Origin of the sequence: Actinocorallia populi (assembly GCF_002995495.1) — a bacterium.
GTDB classification, from domain to species: domain Bacteria; phylum Actinomycetota; class Actinomycetes; order Streptosporangiales; family Streptosporangiaceae; genus Actinocorallia; species Actinocorallia populi.
On record NZ_PVZV01000004.1, the window covers coordinates 142,543 to 157,546 of the forward strand.

General features: G+C 72.1%; 17 protein-coding genes. 8 read left to right on the forward strand and 9 right to left on the reverse strand.

The genetic code is table 11. From position 1 onward, the window contains the following. Positions 1-56: 56 nt before the first annotated feature. Positions 57-794: a FadR/GntR family transcriptional regulator gene (locus C2865_RS17325; RefSeq protein WP_106399531.1), complete on the forward strand. Its 738-nt coding sequence runs from the start codon at positions 57-59 to the stop codon at positions 792-794. A gap of 21 nt (positions 795-815) precedes the next feature. Here C2865_RS17325 and C2865_RS17330 read toward each other — a convergent pair whose 3' ends face one another. From C2865_RS17330 to C2865_RS17340, 3 genes are read right to left on the reverse strand one after another with little or no spacing between them, the layout of a single operon-like run. Further along, positions 816-1,994: an alpha/beta hydrolase gene (locus tag C2865_RS17330; protein WP_106399532.1), complete on the reverse strand. Its 1,179-nt coding sequence runs from the start codon at positions 1,992-1,994 to the stop codon at positions 816-818. A gap of 5 nt (positions 1,995-1,999) precedes the next feature. After that, positions 2,000-3,085, reverse strand: a complete 1,086-nt coding sequence (locus tag C2865_RS17335; protein ID WP_106399533.1) for a homogentisate 1,2-dioxygenase — start codon at positions 3,083-3,085, stop codon at positions 2,000-2,002. Positions 3,086-3,089: 4 nt separating this feature from the next. Continuing rightward, the gene (locus C2865_RS17340; protein ID WP_106399534.1) at positions 3,090-3,689 is read right to left on the reverse strand and encodes a TetR/AcrR family transcriptional regulator; all 600 of its coding nucleotides are present in this window, start codon (positions 3,687-3,689) and stop codon (positions 3,090-3,092) included. 95 nt (positions 3,690-3,784) lie between these two features. On the opposite strand from C2865_RS17340, the gene C2865_RS17345 reads away from it, so the two are divergent. From C2865_RS17345 to C2865_RS17355, 3 genes are all read left to right on the forward strand, one after another. After that, positions 3,785-4,579: an SDR family NAD(P)-dependent oxidoreductase gene (locus C2865_RS17345; protein ID WP_198653402.1), complete on the forward strand. Its 795-nt coding sequence runs from the start codon at positions 3,785-3,787 to the stop codon at positions 4,577-4,579. A gap of 97 nt (positions 4,580-4,676) precedes the next feature. Then, positions 4,677-5,042 carry a thioredoxin gene (gene trxA / locus C2865_RS17350; protein WP_106399535.1) on the forward strand — a complete coding sequence of 122 codons (366 nt, stop codon included), beginning with the start codon at positions 4,677-4,679 and terminating at the stop codon, positions 5,040-5,042. A gap of 128 nt (positions 5,043-5,170) precedes the next feature. Continuing rightward, complete coding sequence (locus tag C2865_RS17355; protein ID WP_106399536.1) at positions 5,171-5,437, forward strand: metal-sensitive transcriptional regulator; 267 nt, start codon at positions 5,171-5,173, stop codon at positions 5,435-5,437. Between the two features lie 11 nt (positions 5,438-5,448). Here the strand turns inward: C2865_RS17355 and C2865_RS17360 are convergent, their stop codons facing one another. Then, positions 5,449-6,660: an oxygenase MpaB family protein gene (locus tag C2865_RS17360; RefSeq protein WP_157963771.1), complete on the reverse strand. Its 1,212-nt coding sequence runs from the start codon at positions 6,658-6,660 to the stop codon at positions 5,449-5,451. A 60-nt stretch (positions 6,661-6,720) separates the two neighbouring features. Continuing rightward, positions 6,721-7,983 carry a glycoside hydrolase family 1 protein gene (locus C2865_RS17365; RefSeq protein WP_232835667.1) on the reverse strand — a complete coding sequence of 421 codons (1,263 nt, stop codon included), beginning with the start codon at positions 7,981-7,983 and terminating at the stop codon, positions 6,721-6,723. Between the two features lie 166 nt (positions 7,984-8,149). Between C2865_RS17365 and C2865_RS17370 the strand changes: the two genes are divergently transcribed. Both C2865_RS17370 and C2865_RS17375 read left to right on the forward strand, forming a co-directional pair. Next, the gene (locus tag C2865_RS17370; protein WP_198653403.1) at positions 8,150-9,007 is read left to right on the forward strand and encodes an NAD-dependent protein deacetylase; all 858 of its coding nucleotides are present in this window, start codon (positions 8,150-8,152) and stop codon (positions 9,005-9,007) included. A gap of 52 nt (positions 9,008-9,059) precedes the next feature. Further along, complete coding sequence (locus C2865_RS17375) at positions 9,060-9,527, forward strand: hypothetical protein (protein ID WP_106399540.1); 468 nt, start codon at positions 9,060-9,062, stop codon at positions 9,525-9,527. Positions 9,528-9,534: 7 nt separating this feature from the next. Here the strand turns inward: C2865_RS17375 and C2865_RS39440 are convergent, their stop codons facing one another. From C2865_RS39440 to C2865_RS17385, 3 genes are all read right to left on the reverse strand, one after another. Beyond that, the gene (locus tag C2865_RS39440; protein ID WP_157963772.1) at positions 9,535-9,696 is read right to left on the reverse strand and encodes a hypothetical protein; all 162 of its coding nucleotides are present in this window, start codon (positions 9,694-9,696) and stop codon (positions 9,535-9,537) included. 3 nt (positions 9,697-9,699) lie between these two features. Then, entirely contained in the window at positions 9,700-10,638 is a 939-nt protein-coding gene (locus tag C2865_RS17380; protein WP_106399541.1) for a hypothetical protein, read from the reverse strand. Between the two features lie 61 nt (positions 10,639-10,699). Next, positions 10,700-11,608, reverse strand: coding sequence for an LLM class F420-dependent oxidoreductase (locus C2865_RS17385; protein ID WP_106399542.1), 909 nt, complete (start codon positions 11,606-11,608; stop codon positions 10,700-10,702). Positions 11,609-11,743: 135 nt separating this feature from the next. On the opposite strand from C2865_RS17385, the gene C2865_RS17390 reads away from it, so the two are divergent. Both C2865_RS17390 and C2865_RS17395 read left to right on the forward strand, forming a co-directional pair. Further along, complete coding sequence (locus tag C2865_RS17390) at positions 11,744-12,625, forward strand: SGNH/GDSL hydrolase family protein (RefSeq protein ID WP_157963773.1); 882 nt, start codon at positions 11,744-11,746, stop codon at positions 12,623-12,625. 76 nt (positions 12,626-12,701) lie between these two features. Then, complete coding sequence (locus C2865_RS17395) at positions 12,702-13,640, forward strand: phosphotransferase family protein (protein ID WP_232835668.1); 939 nt, start codon at positions 12,702-12,704, stop codon at positions 13,638-13,640. Between the two features lie 167 nt (positions 13,641-13,807). On the opposite strand, the gene C2865_RS17400 is transcribed toward C2865_RS17395, so the two are convergent. Continuing rightward, on the reverse strand, positions 13,808-14,980 hold the full coding sequence (locus tag C2865_RS17400; RefSeq protein ID WP_106399544.1) for an acyl-CoA dehydrogenase family protein: 1,173 nt from the start codon (positions 14,978-14,980) through the stop codon (positions 13,808-13,810). Between the last annotated feature and the right edge of the window lie 24 nt (positions 14,981-15,004).

The following is a 15,004-nucleotide window of genomic DNA, read 5'->3' on the forward strand; positions in this document are numbered from 1 at the left end:
ACAGGGTCAAGACGTGGCCTGTGGAGAAACGGGGTCGGTATGTGGAGCGTGAACGGATGACCGGAGCACGGCCCGGACGCCGTGTGAGCCGGGCGCGCAGCAGCCGAACCGAGGAGGTCCAGCAGCGGATCAAGCAGCTGATCCTGGAGCGCAACCTCGCGGTGGGCGATCCCATGCCCACCGAGTTCGAGCTGGTCGACGAGCTCGACGTCAGCCGCAACTCGCTGCGCGAGGCGCTGAAGGCGCTGCAGGCCGTGGGGATCGTGGACATCAAGCACGGCTTCGGCATGTACGTGGGCTCGATGTCCCTGGGCGCGCTGGTCGACGAGCTGACCTTCCACGCCAGGATCTCCCAGCAGAACGGCCACAACGACCTGGCCCACCTGGTGGAGGTCCGCGAGATCCTGGAGCGCGGCCTGATCGACCAGGTCATCGAGCGGGGCCTGGCCGACGAGACGCCCGAGCTGGACGTGGTCATGGCCCAGATGGAGGCCGAAGCGGCCGCGGGCGGCGTCACCCCCGAGACCGACCGGCGCTTCCACGAGCTGCTCTACCAGCCGCTGGCCAACCCGATCGTCAGCCAGCTCCTGAGCGCCTTCTGGGACGTCTACAACACGCTGCGCCACGATCTGGCCCCCGCCGAGGAGAGCCCGATGGAGATCGCCCTGCGCCACCGGGAGATCTACGACGCGCTGCGCGCGCACGACAGGCCGGCCGCGGCCGTCGCGATGACGGCGCACTTCCGGGGCATCCACGTCCGCCTGGCCAAGATGGAGCAGCGCAGCTCCACCTGACCGGGCGGCCGCGGGGGTGCGTCAGGCGGACCAGCCGTGGCGGCCCAGCCAGCCGCCGATCAGGTCCACCGCCTCCCGGAGGCGGGGCAGCTGGTCGGGCCCCATGTAGTAGTGGGTCGCGCCCTTGATCTCGTGGAGCTCCTTGTCCTCGTGGGTGAAGGCCTCGAAGATCCGGTGGGTGTGGCTGGGCGTGCAGGCGTCGTCGGCGGAGTTGCCGACGACCAGGACGGGCACCGAGATGTCCGGCGCGCAGCGCTCGGCGTCGGCGTTGGCCTCGTCGTAGCTCCACTGCGACAGCCAGCTGCGCAGGGTCGTGAAGCGGGCGAGGCCGACCGGGCTCATGTTCACCACGCGCGGGTCGCCCTGGTAGCACCAGTGGGGCCGGCGGTCGTTGGGGTCCACGGCGGGGTCCAGCCAGCGCGGGTCGGCCATGGTCCCGTGCACGACGAAGCCGAACTCGTCGTGCGGGCGCCCGGCGGCCTTCAGGGCGGCGAGCTTGGCCTTGACCCACGCGGTGATCCGCCGGTTCCGGGCGATCTGCGCCTGCCGGTAGCGCTCCAGGAACTCCGCGCCGTACGGGGGCTGGTTCGGGTTCTCGGGGTTGTAGAGGTCCAGCTCCGGGTCCCGGACGGACGGGTCGTGCTCGTCGAGGAGGGACGGGTCCATCCACTCGGTGAGCGTCTGGTGGCGGCTGACGTGCGCGGCCAGCAGCATCAGCCCGTCCGCCGGGATCAGGCCGAGCGCGGTGAGGTCGAAGGGGTCGCCGGCGGGGGTGCGGGTGACCGTGGGGTTCTCGGCCTGCGCCTGGTAGAAGGCCGACAGCGCGCCGCCGCCGCTCCACCCGGCCAGCACGACCTTGGAGTAGCCGAGCTTCTCCTTGGCGTGGCGCACGCACGCGCCGAGGTCCTGGGTGACCTTCTCCATGATCAGTGCGCTGTCCACGCCCCGGTAGCGGCTGTTGCAGTAGATGACGTGGTGCCCGGCCTTGGCCAGCGCCACCGTCATCGGCAGGTACGCGCCGCCGCCGATCGGGTGCATGAAGACGATGACGGTGTCCGACGCCTTCTCCGGGCGCAGCAGGTGCGCCTCCAGGGCGACGATCTCGCCCGTCCCGCCGTAGGTGTCGCGTACGGGGGAGTCGTCGCTGAAGACGACGAGGAGGGGCACGCGCTCGTAGGAACCGCTGAGGGGGGTGCTCATGGCGGTCAGGCTCCTTCGGGACGGAGGGCGGGGGCGACCTTGAGGGGCTTGCGCACGTCGATGGACATCACCGACCAGTTGAGCTCGTCGTACTGGTCGAACTTCCGGCGGGAGCGTTCGCGCGCCGGCTCCGGCGGGCCGTGGTGGACGCCCTGCGGCGAGTGCGTGATCAGCCCGGCGGGCATCGGGATGCCGAGCAGGTCGCCGCCGTGGAAGAGCGCGACCTCGTCGTAGTCGGCGTTGCGGTGGTACCAGGGCAGCCGTTCGGCGCCGGGACGCATCTCGGCGGGCCGCGGCAGGAAGTTCAGCACGACGACGTTCTCGTTCTGCAGGAACATGTGGACCGTCGGAGGCAGGTGAACCCCGGGCGACAGGACCGCGTTGTAGTCACGGATGTTGTACTTGAACGGGAAGTAGTCGCCCTTCCAGCCCTCCACGTCGCAGGGGTTGTGGGGGTAGAAGAGCGACCCCTGCTCCTCGCGCCGGGTCAGGCGGATCTCCCACTCGGGCCCGCCGTCGGTGAGCACCTCCGGCTCGGGCACGAAGACGGTCGAGGAGTCGAACGGGAAGTGCCGCCCGAGGATGCCCGCGGGCGGAGTGCGCAGTTCGTCCACGGTCTCGATGATGAAAAAGACGCCCTCGGATCCTTCGTCCGGGAGCTGCCGGTAGGTGACGGCCTTGGGCAGCAGCACCCAGTCGCCCGGCTCGTAAGGGATCGGCCCGAACTCCGTCTGGAAGACGCCGGTCCCCGCGTGGACGAAGAAGAGCTCGTCGCCGCCGATGTTGCGGGCGAAGAACGGCATCGCCTCGGCCCGGCGGCTCAGCAGGAACCGCACGTCGTCGTTGTGGAAGAGCGGAAGCGGGTTGCCGCGCGGGTCCTCCAGGTCGGTGGGCCGCAGGTCCCCGGCCATCGCCGCGGTCATCTGGATCGGGCCCTCGGCCCGGTAGGCGGTCGGGTCGTTGCGCCGGTACAGCTGGGCCTGGCGTCCGGTGAAGCCCATCCTGCCCAGTTCGTCGTCCTTCAGCCCGTCGAGGTCGCGGTGGACGTGAGGGGGCGTCGTTCCTCTGCGGAACTGCACGAACGATTCCATGTGCTTACTCCTCGGACGAGGGCGGTGCGGGACGGGGCGCGAGCAGGACGCCGCGCAGGAAGATGTCGCAGTACAGGTCGGCGATCCGGTCGGTGTCGAGCCGCCCGTCGCCCTCGATCCACAGGTAGGAGTAGTTGAACATCCCGAGGATGCCCAGGACCGCGACCCGCGGCTCGGCCGGCTGGAAGATCCCGCGCGCCGCGCCCGAGGCGTAGACGCGCTGCCAGATCTCGGCGTACCGGTCGCGCAGCTCCAGGACGTGCCGCAGGCGTTCGCCGGTGAGCGCGTTGAAGTCGCGGTAGTGGACGGTCCACTCCAGCCGGTGGTCGGCGATGTTGCGCAGGAGGGCGCGGGCCATGCGGCGGAGGCACTCCGCCTCGTCGGGCGCCTCGTCGGCGATCTGCGTGGCGAGGCCGACCATGTGCTCCAGCTGGGTGCGGCTGATCTCGTAGAGCAGGGACTCCTTGTTGCCGATGTGGTGGTACAGGGCGCCGCGTTTGAGCCCGACCTCCTGCTCCAGCTGCGCCATGCCCGCGCCGTGGTAGCCGTCCCGGGCGAAGAGGCTCGCGGCCGCCTTGAGGATGCGTTCTCGTTGCGGGGACACCTCGGGCCGCTCCTCGGGGGACGCATTGTGTACCGACCGATCGGTACGGTACAACTAGAATCGTATTCTGGTCAACGACTGCGCTGGAGCGAACCGTGAACGCATCCGCCGAGAACGCCTTCCCGACCGGTCCGGGAACGCTCACCGCCGACCTGACGGGCCGGGTCGCCGTGGTCACCGGGGCCTCCAGCGGCCTCGGCGCGCGGTTCGCCGAGCTGCTCGCCCGCTCCGGCGCCACCGTCGTGGCCGCCGCGCGCCGCAAGGAGCGGCTGGAGGAGCTGGCCGAGCGGGTGCCCGGCATCGTCCCGGCGGTCTGCGACGTGACGGACGACGCCTCCCGGCGGGAGCTGCTGCGCACCGCCCTGGCCCTGACGGGTCGGGTGGACGTGCTGGTCAACAACGCCGGCCACGGCTACCAGAAGGCCGCGCTGGACGAGACGGTCGAGGAGTTCGAGGGCATCCTCACCCTCAACCTCACCGCGACCTTCGCGCTGGCCACCCTCTTCGCCCGCGAGATGATCGCCGCGGGCGGCGGCAGCATCATCAACCTCGCGTCCATCCTCGGCCTGGTCGCCGCCTACCCGTCCTCGCAGGCCTCCTACGTCGCCGCCAAGTCCGGCGTCGTCGGCCTCACCCGCGACCTGGGCGTGCAGTGGGCGGCCCACGGGGTGCGCGTCAACGCGCTGGCGCCCGGCTGGTTCCCCAGCGAGGCCACCGACGAGATGTTCACCGACGAGCGCAGCCACCGCTGGGTGACGCGCAACACCCCGATGGGCCGCGGCGGCCGGACGGGCGAGCTCGACGGCGCGCTGCTCCTGCTGGCCAGCGACGCCTCCACGTTCATGACGGGCCAGACCGTCACGATCGACGGCGGCTGGACGGTCCGCTGATCCGCCCCTTCCGAGGGGCGTCCTCCCGGCCCCCGGGGAACAAATCCTCTGAGAGCGGTGTTCGGATACCCGTTGGGGTATCCCGAGAGGAGAGATCATGGCGACCGTCGAACTGACCAAGGACACCTTCCAGGAGGCCGTGGACCAGGGAGGAGTGCTGCTGGTGGACTTCTGGGCGTCCTGGTGCGGCCCGTGCCGCCAGTTCGCGCCGGTCTTCGAGCGGGTCTCCGACAAGCACGACGACGTGGTGTTCGCCAAGGTCGACACCGAGGCGCAGCCGGAGCTGGCGGGGGCCTTCCAGATCACCTCGATCCCCACCCTGGCCGTGATCAAGGACAAGGTCGTGATCTTCTCCCAGCCGGGCGCGCTGCCCGAGCCCGCCCTGGAGGACCTGGTCGACCAGGCCAGGCAGCTCGACATGGACGAGGTGCGCCGCCAGATCGCCGAGTCCGGCCAGGCCTGACGGCCCGGCGGGGCCGGGACGGCCCCGAGGGACCCGGCCCGCCGGACGGTACGCCGTCCGGCGGGGCGGCCCGCCGTATACCCCCGCGGGTACCATGAAGCGGATTCCAGCGCGCACAGGAGGTCCTCATGCAGGTCGACGAGGAGGCCGTCGGCGCGGTCCTCAACCGGCTCCGCCGCGCCCAGGGGCAGCTGGCCGGGGTCATCGCGATGATCGAGGCCGGCCGCGACTGCAAGGACGTCGTCACCCAGCTGGCCGCCGTGTCCCGCGCCCTCGACCGCGCCGGCTTCAAGATCGTCGCCAGCGGCATGCGCCAGTGCATGGCCGCCGCCGACGGCGACACGCCCCCCATGACCGAGGAGGAGCTGGAACGCCTCTTCCTCGCCCTCGCCTGACCCCCGCCCCGTCAGGAGCCGGCCGCGGCCGGATGGGCGGTGGCGGCGTCGACCAGGTCGTGGGAGACGCCCAGGCGGGCGGCGGTCGCGGCGGAGGCCGCGTCGACGAAGTCGAGGCTGCGGCGGAGCTTGCGGTCCGGTTCGCCCGGGATGAGGCGCTGGAGCTCGTTGAAGAGGAAGACGGGCGGGGCCAGCACGGCCGGGAGGTGGCGCCAGAGGTTGCGCTCGACGTTCAGGAGGTCGGCGGTGCGGTCGCCGGTGAAGGCGCGGGAGAGCCCGTGGGCCATGGGGCGGGCGAGGCGGCGGACGAGGGGGGCCAGGGCCCCGCTCTGGTCGGCCAGCGTGTCGGGCATGATCGTGTCGAGGAGCTCGGCGACCAGCTCGCGGCTGTAGTCGCTGGGCTGCGCGCCGGTCAGGTGGTAGATCCGCTCCAGTTCGGCGAACTCCTCCTCCGTCCGGGGCAGGACGCGCTCGTCGACGCCCATGAGGTACCCGACGTACCGGAACAGGTGGTAGACGGCCGCCCTCTCCCGCGCGGTGTGGCGGATGCCGAAACCCCTCATCACCCGCAGCGGGATCAGGCTGAACTCGATCAGCGTGTACGCCGAGTCGGCCTGGTTGATGGGGTGGCCGAGCCGATCGGCGTCCCAGGGCAGTCCGGTGAGGATGTGGTGCCGGACGAAGGCGTGGATGAGCCGCACCCGCACGGTGGCGGCCAGGCCGGGCGCGAAGCGCTCCAGCCCGCCGGGGCGGGCGGCGGACCACAGCCAGGAGGCGGTCTCGTACGTGCGGACCTGCCCCTGGTCGGTGAACCGGCGGGTCAGCGCGAGCGGTTCGACCGCCGCGCCGTTGACGTAGCTCCCGACGAGGGAGGCCGGGCCGAGCGCGAGCCCGATCGTGAGGGGGTGCCGGCAGTAGGCGCGGGCGCCCTCCTCCAGCAGCTCGGGCCGCAGCCACTCCGGCCGCCGGTCGATCTCCTCGAAGAGCCGCACGAGCGACGCGGGCGGGTCCTCCAGGCTCTCCACGCCCTCGGCCAGCCCCTGGCGGAGCATCCGCATGCCCTTGCCGCGCCCGATCTCCACCAGGTCCGCGACGACCGCGTCGGCCGTGGGATCCCCCCAGGTGAGGGCCTCGAAGAAGATCTGCGCGCGCTCCCCGTACCGGGCCAGCGCGTCCTCGGGGCGGCCCACCCGCCCGGGTACGGAGATCGACGGTGTGCTCATGGCGCAGCAGCCTAGGCCAGTAAGTGCTTGCTTGCTAGAGGGAGGAGGAGGTGATCCGCCTCATCCCGGATAGGGCGGGGTGGCCGGGAGGGCCTTGCAGGTGGCCAGGAGGGCGGGCAGGGAGCAGCGTGCGGGCGGCTTGACGGGGACGTAGCCCGCCGGGAGGCCGTTGCGGCGGATGAGCTCGCGATAGGTCGCCACGGCCTCCGTCGGGCGGCGGGTGAGGGAGGGGTCGGTCTCCACGTCCACCGTGTAGAGGCCGAAACGGGGACGGTAGGAGCCCCACTCGTAGCCGTCCAGGAGGGACCAGTGGTTGTAGCCGATCACGTCGATGCCGTCCTGGATGGCACGGTGGATCCAGTAGGCGTGGTCGCGGATGGAGTGGGAACGCTGGTAGCCGTCCGCCTGAGGCTTGCCGTTGTCGGTGCCCGCGCCGTTCTCGATGATGTAGATCGGCAGGTCGGGGAACCGCCGGTGGTAGTCGTGCAGCACGTGGTAGAGGCCGTCGGGCTCGGCCTCGACCGCCCAGTACTCGCCGCTGAAGATCCGCAGCACCGTCAGGTTCGTGGCGCTCATGCTGAGGTAGTAGTCGAGGCCGAGGTAGTCGAGCTTGTCGGGCACCTCGGTGAGGAGCGCGCGGTCGAACAGCGGGTTGAGCACCGTGCTGTAGGCGACGTTCGTGGTGACCATGGCGTCGTCGTCGATCCGGTGGATCATGTCATAGGCCCTGCGGTGCGCCTCGACGAGGCGGGAGCTCATCAGGGGCGCCTCGGAGGGCTTGAGCGCCCTGTTCCGCACCTCGTCCAGGATGTAGTAGCTCGCCTCGTTGAACGTCACCCACAGGACGTCGTGCTCGGCGTAGCGCCTGACGACGAACTCCGCGAAGTCCAGCCAGTCCTCGACGGTCCGCTCGTTCTTCCACGCGCCCTGCTCGTGCACCCAGGCCGGGTGCACGAAGTGGCTGAGCGTCAGCATCGGCCGCATCCCGTGCGCGACCATCCGCGCGACGAGGTCGTCGTAGTACCGGACCTCGCGCCAGTCGGTCTTCCCGCGCTCGGGCTCGATCCGGGCCCACTCCACCGACGTCCGGAAGACGTCCACGCCCAGCGAGGCCGCGCGCCGGAGGTCCTTCGGGTAGCGGTGCCGGAAGTCCACGCTGTTGCGGTACGGGTCCTTGTCCTTGCGCTGGGCCAGGAACCGCTTCCAGTTGCTGTCCGGGTAGTGCCCCTCGTGCTGGAACCCGGACACCCCCACTCCCCACATGAAGTCCGCGGGGAACCCGCCCCCGCCCTTCGCCGCGGCGGGCACGGGAAGCAGGAGCATGGCAGCTGTCGCCAGAAGTACCGTGAAAGCACGTTTCATAGGCAGAAGACCGAGCCTCTCGATTTTCGCCGGATGATACGGGTGTACCGCCGACGGCGCCACGGCCTGACCGGACGAGGCCGGTCGGCGGTCCGGCCACCCGGCGGGCTGAGGCACTATGGAGATGATGAGCGACACGGGGTTGGAGCTGCTGGCCGAGCTGGTCGCCGACGGCTCGGTGGTGGTGCTGAGCGGGGCGGGGCTGTCCACCGAGTCGGGCATCCCCGACTACCGCGGGGTGACGGGGCGGGCCCGGCGGTCCGAGCCGATGACCTACCAGGCGTTCACCGGCGGCGTCGAGGCGCGCCGCCGGTACTGGGCGCGCAGCCACCTGGGCTGGCGGGCCCTGACCGGCGCGGCGCCCAACCACGGCCACCGGGCGGTGGCCGAGCTGCAGCGGCGCGGCCTGGTCTCGGGGATCATCACCCAGAACGTGGACGGGCTGCACCAGGCGGCCGGCGCCCGCGAGGTGATCGAGCTGCACGGCGGCCTGGACCGCGTGGTCTGCCTGGGCTGCGGCGAGCGCACCCCGCGCGAGCTGCTCGACGCCCGGCTGCAGGCCGCCAACCCCGGCTGGGCCGACCTCGTCGGCGCGGCGGTCGGCGGCCGGGTCAACCCCGACGGCGACGCCCGCGTCGGCGACGAGCACGTGCGCTCCTTCGAGATCGTGGACTGCGCCTCCTGCGGCGGCGTGCTCAAACCCGACGTGATCTTCTTCGGCGAGAACGTGCCGAGGCCCCGCGTCGACACCTGCTTCGCGCTGACCGCAGCCGCCGGCCTCCTGCTGGTCCTGGGCTCCTCCCTGACCGTCCGCTCCGGCTACCGCTTCGTCGTCAGGGCCGGCGAACTGGGCGTCCCGGTCGCCATCGTCAACCAGGGCGCCACCCGCGCCGACGCCGAGGCGCTGATCAGCCTCGACGCGCCCCTCGGCGCCACGCTGGGCACCCTCCTGAGCACCCTCGAAGAGCTGGAACCGAGCACCTGATCCGCGGCGGAAAAGGCGGTGCGCAGGGTTGTGCGCGGTTTATGCTCCGCTCATGCGGATCTTCACGGCGGACGGGTCTGACGTCGCCTTCGTCGCGGTGGGCCAGGAGGCCACGGGGATCATCGCCATCGGGCAGGTGGCGAACGGAGTGATCGCGATCGGGCAGATCGCCACCGGAGTCGTCGCGTTCGGGCAGTTCGCCCGCGGTTTCCTCGCGATCGGCATGGTGGCGGCGGGGGTCGTCTCGGTGGGCATGCTGGGGGTCGGCGTGCTCTGGGCGTCGGGGATGCTGGCGGTGGCGCCGTTCGCCGGTCCCGGCATGCTCGCGCTGGGCTTCCTCGGCCGGCTCTCCCCGCTGGAGGCGTTCAGCCCGCGCACCCGCTGGGTCCCGCCGTGGCGGGCGCTGCCGCCGTGGCGGGTCTTCCTCGGCACGGCCGGGCTGGCGGCGCTCGCCGCGCTCTGGTGGTACACGACGGGCATGTGGCTGGTGCTGCCGCGGATCTCCCTCGGATTCGGGTGATCCTGGCTCAGGACGTTCCCGCGGCCGCCATGACCAGGACGAAGGCGGTCATCACCAGCAGGAGGGCTCCGATCGCGTTGACCCAGCCGGGCACCGGGGAGAACAGCCGGTGGCCGCTGCGCGAGAAGCCCGCCCGGGGATCGTGCGGCACGGGGGTGCGCTCGGCCATCGGTCAGCCCGCCTTCAGCTCGGGGACGAGGGACAGCCCGGTGCGGCGGGCCTTGGCGACGCTGGCGCGCAGCGCCTCCTCGACGATCCTGGCCTGCTCGGTCAGGCCGCCGATCTCGACCAGGGCCAGCTCGTCGCGGACGGTGCGGGCCAGCAGCTCCTGGTAGGCGTCGCCGTTGGCGGCGAGCCGCTGGATCGTCCGCCACTGCTCCAGCGCCTCGTCCGCGGCCCGCGTCTGCGCCGCGTACTCCTCCAGCGCCGCGATCCGCTCGGTCACCGAGGCCGTGGCCAGGCGCAGGATCTCCTTCTGCGGGGCCAGCAGCTCCGCCACGCGGGGGTCGTCGGCCCTGGTGCCCTCATGCTCGTCGGTGAGCCGGTCGAGCTCCATCAGCGTCTGGGCGATCTCCCACCGCTGCGCGGGCAGCGTGACGGTGTTGCGCACGTCGTCGAGCAGCCCGTGGGCGTTGACCTCCGACTCCAGGACGGTCTCGACGGCCTTCGCCGCCCGGTAGAGCAGGGAGCGGTACTTCTGGGCGAGGTCGCCGTACTGCACGTAATGCCCGTGGCGGAGGCGGGCGAGTCTGCCGGCGGCGTCCTCCCCGCAGAGCGCGAGGAGCACCAGGAAGGCCGCCGGCAGGACGGCGAGCACGAGCGCGGTGAAGACGGACCGGGGCTGCCAGGCCAGCGCCCCGATCAGCACCGCCTGGGCGGCCAGCCCGGCGGCTCTGACCCGGGACCCGTGGAAGGTGCCCATGAGGCCGGGCAGGAACGTCCAGACCGGCGCCTGCCAGAGCGCGAAGAACGCGTCGCGTCCCGTCCGGCCGCCGAGGCGCGGCTCGGGGACCGTCTCCATCGGGCCGTACAACGCCTCGGGCGCGCTCTTCAGAATCCGCTGCTCCTCCTGCGGAATCTGCGGATCCACCACGACTATCGACTGCGCCATGCCACCCTCCAGCAGACTTCCTACCAGTAGACGCGGGAGGGCGGCATTCGGTTCTGCAGGGTCAGAGCAGGCTCTTGAGGAGGGCGCGGGTGCGCTCCCCGTCCTTGCCGGACAGGAAACCGCCGGCCACGAAGTCGGTGACGCCCGCGTCCTTCAGGTCGGCGATGGCGGCGGCGACGGTGTCCTCGTCGCCGAGGACGGCCAGGTCGGCGGGCCCGGCGGCCCCCTCGCGGTCCATCATCGCGCGGTAGGACGGGAGCTGCCCGTAGACCGCGAAGACCTCTCCGGCACGGGCGCGCGCGGCCTCCACCTCGTCGGTCACGCCGACGGGGAGGATGCACACGACGCGCGGGTCGGGACGCCCGGCGGCCTCGGCGGCGGACCTGATGGTCGGCACGATGTGGTCGCGGACGGTCTTGGGCCCCGTCATCCACAGGATGGTGCCGTCGGCCTGCTCGGCGGCGACCTTCAGCATCTTCGGGCCGAGGGCGGCCACGACGACGGGCACGCGGCCCTCGTTGGGCACCGACAGGCCGATCTGCGCCTTGACGGTCTCGCCGGAGAAGGAGACGTGCTCGCCCTCCAGCAGCGGGGCGAGCACCGACAGGTACTCCTTCATGTGCCGGACGGGGCGGTCGAAGTCGTACCCGAACATGTCTTCGATGACCATCTTGTGGGAGAGGCCGACGCCCAGGGTGAGGCGCTGCCCGCCCAGTGCCAGTGCCGTGGTCCTGGCCTGCTGCGCCAGCGCCGCGGGATGGCGCGGGTAGGTCGGCACCACGGACGTGCCCAGTTCGATGCCGGGCACCCGGCTGCCGGCGACGGCCAGGCAGGTCAGCGCGTCCATGCCGAAGATGTGGCTCATCCAGACCGAGGCGAACCCGTCGTCCGCGGCCCGCCGCACTCCGTCGGTGAAGCGCTCCAGGGCGTCGGGTCCACCGCGCTCGTCCATCGAGATTCCGATCCGCATGCCAGTCTCCTCGTTCCGGTCGCTTCAGTGATCTTCCTGTGGGGATTCTGCCCGATCGGCCGCTCGCCGCACCCCGCGATCCGCACGCCGCACCGGTTCTGCGAACCGCCCGGCCCGGGTGTTCAACTGGTGACTGTGCGCGACAGTCTCCTGCTCAAGTACACGACGTGCGCCGCCGCCACGGCCGGCCTGCTGCTCGGCCCGCAGAGTCCGGTCCCGGCGCGGGCGGACGTGCCCCTGCGCTACGTGGCGCTCGGCGACTCCTACACCTCGGCCCCCTACGTCTCCCGGGTCCGCCCCGGCTCACCGGCCAAGTGCCGCCGCTCCGAGCTGAACTACCCGGGGCGGATCGCGTTGAAGCTGCACCCCCGCGACTTCACCGACGTGAGCTGCTCCGGCGCGGCCCTGCGCCACCTGACGAGCCGGCAGGGCGAGAACCCGCCCCAGCTGGACGCGCTGAAGGCGGACACCACGCTGGTCACCCTCACCATGGGCGGCAACGACATCGGCTTCGACAAGTGGAAGACGTGCGCGCTCCTCAGCCTCACCGACCCCAACGGCGCGCCGTGCCGCAAGCGGCTGCGGCGCGACGGCGGCGGAGACCCGTTCGCCGAGGCCTTCGCCCGGACGGGGCCGCGGTTCGGCGCGGCGCTGCGCCGGATCCGCGAGCGCTCCCCGCTGGCCGAGGTCTACGTGCTGGGCTATCCGATGCTCGTCCCGTCCTCCGGCCACGGCTGCTACCCGCGCGTCCCGTTCGCCCGCGGCGACGTGGCGATGGTGCGCAACGTGCAGCGGCGGCTGAACACGATGCTCGCCCGCCAGGCCAGGGCCAACGGCGCGGTGTTCCTGGACCTGTCGGCGCCCGGCCACGACATGTGCCAGCGCGACGACGACAGGCGCTGGGTGGAGCCGCTCCTCCCCGGCATGCGCGCCGCGCCGTTCCACCCCAACACCAACGGGGTGGCGGCGATGACCCGCGCCGTGCTGCGCGCCCTGCGGTATCCGGTGGACGCCTGAGACCCCTTCTCTCCGGGCCGTGCCCGCGCCTAGCATGGCGGCCGTGGAGGAGCTACCGAATGAGATTCGGCCCGTTTTGGCGGGCCTGGCGGAGCACTACGGGCCCGGGGTGCGCGTCGAGGGGCTGCGCCGGGACAGCGGCGGGGCGTCCCGGCTGACCAGCGTGTTCGAGGCGGTCACCGCGGCGGGGGAGCGGCACCGGCTGGTGTTGCGGCTGGCCACGCCGGGGGCGAACGACGTCAGCAGCCCGCTGGCCCGCGAGGCGGCGCTCATGCGGGCGGCCCGCGAGGCCGGCGCGCCGGTGCCGGAGATCATCACCGCGGGCGACGGCTCCTCGGGAGGGCCCGAGCACATCGTGATGACCTACATCGAGGGCGAGACGATCCCGCGCCGCGTCCTGCGCTCGCCCGAACTGGCCGGGGCCAGGGCGGGCCTGGCCGCCGAGTGCGGGGAGATCCTCGCGGCGATCCACCGCATCCCGCCCGCATCCGTGCCGGACCTGCCCGGCGGCGACCAGCTGGCGGCGTGGACGGCCGTCCTGGACGGCCTCGGCACCCCCTACCCCGCGCTGGAGCTGGCGCTGCGGCGGCTGACGCTGACCCGCCCGCCGAGCACCCGGCAGGTCGTGGTGCACGGCGACTTCCGCAACGGCAACCTCATGATCGGCCACGACGGGGTGCGGGCCGTCCTGGACTGGGAGCTGTCCCACCTGGGCGACCCGCTGGAGGACCTCGGCTGGTTGTGCGCCAAGGCCTGGCGGTTCGGCTCGCCGCTGCCCGTCGGCGGGTTCGGCGAGTACGAGCAGCTCGTCGAGGCCTACGAGCGCGCCTCGGGCACCGAGGTCGACCGGGACGCGGTGCGCTGGTGGGAGCTGTTCGGCGTGTTCCGCTGGGGCGTCATCTGCGCCCTGCAGACGCGGCGGCACCTGATCGGCGGCGAGCGCTCGGTGGAACTGGCCGCCCTGGGCCGCCGGGTCGCCGAGAACGAGTGGGACCTGCTCCAGGCCCTGGCCTGAGGACCACCCGGCCCGAGACCCGGGCCGGGTCTCGGGTCGGGACGCCGGGTGCCGGGCCGGGATGCCGGGTCTCGGGCCGGGATGCCGGTCCTGGGTTGGACGGGTCCGTCCGGCCCAGGGGCCCCGGGGCCGGACGGACCGTGTTCCGCGGTCGCGCGGATCGCGGGTCAGAAGGTCCAGCGGCCGCCCTTGGCGTACTCCTTGAGGATGCGCTGGCCGGTGCGGCCGATGTGGACCTCGTCGGGGCCGTCGTAGACGCGTCCGGCGCGGGCGTGGCGGTACATGCGGTCAAGGGGGGTGTCCTCGGTCAGGCCCTCGGCGCCGTGCACCTGGATGGCGCGGTCGATGACGTTGTGCAGCATCCGGGCGCCCGCCACCTTGATCGCGGCGATCTCCACCCGGGCCTGGTCCCCGGAGTCGATCTTGTGGGCGGCGTGCAGGGTGAGCAGCCGCGCCGCCTGGATCTCGGTGTAGGAGTCGAAGACGTGCTGCTGGAGCAGCTGCTTGTCGGCGAGCGGGCCGCCGAAGGCCTCCCGCCGGTGCAGCCTCTCGCACATGAGGTCGAAGGCGCGCTGGGCCTGGCCGAGCCAGCGCATGCAGTGGAAGATCCGGCCGGGCCCGAGCCGCTCCTGGGCGATGACGAAGCCGTGGCCGCGCGGGCCGAGCAGGTTCTCCTCCGGCACCCGCACCTCGTCGTAGAGCACCTCGTAGTGGCCGTCGTGGAGGCCGAGGACCGGCGTGTCGCGGACGATCGTGTAGCCGGGCGTGTCGGTCGGCACGAGGATCATGCTGAACGACAGGTACGGGCTCGCGTTCTCCTCGGTGCGGCACATGACCGTGGTGTAGGCGGCCCGAGCGGCGCCGGTGGTGAACCACTTGCGGCCGCGGATGACCCACTCGCCGTCCTCCAGGGTCGCCGTCGTGCGCAACTGCGTCGGGTCGGAGCTGGAGATGCCCGGCTCGGTCATGGCGAAGCTGGGCGAGATGTCCCCCTGGACCAGCGGCATGAGGAACCGTTCGCGCTGCGCCGGGGCGGCGTACTTGTGCAGCATCAGCGAGTCCTGGAGCGTGTAGGTGCCCAGGGCGATCTGCCCGAACTCGCTGCGGCCCTGCACCTCGTTGACGTAGACGTAGTCCATGAACGGCAGGCCGCCCCCGCCGAGCTCCTTCGGGTGCCCGAGCGCCCACAGGCCCTCGGCCTTGGCCTCCCGCTGCAGCGCGTGCAGCAGGTCCGTGTCCCCCTCCTGGAGGGCCTTCTCGTTGGGTTCCACCCGTTCGGTCAGGAACGCGTGGACGGCGTCCCGCAGCGGCCGCACCGACGCCGGCACCTCAAAGCTCATGTCTCTGCCCTTCCTGTGACTAGA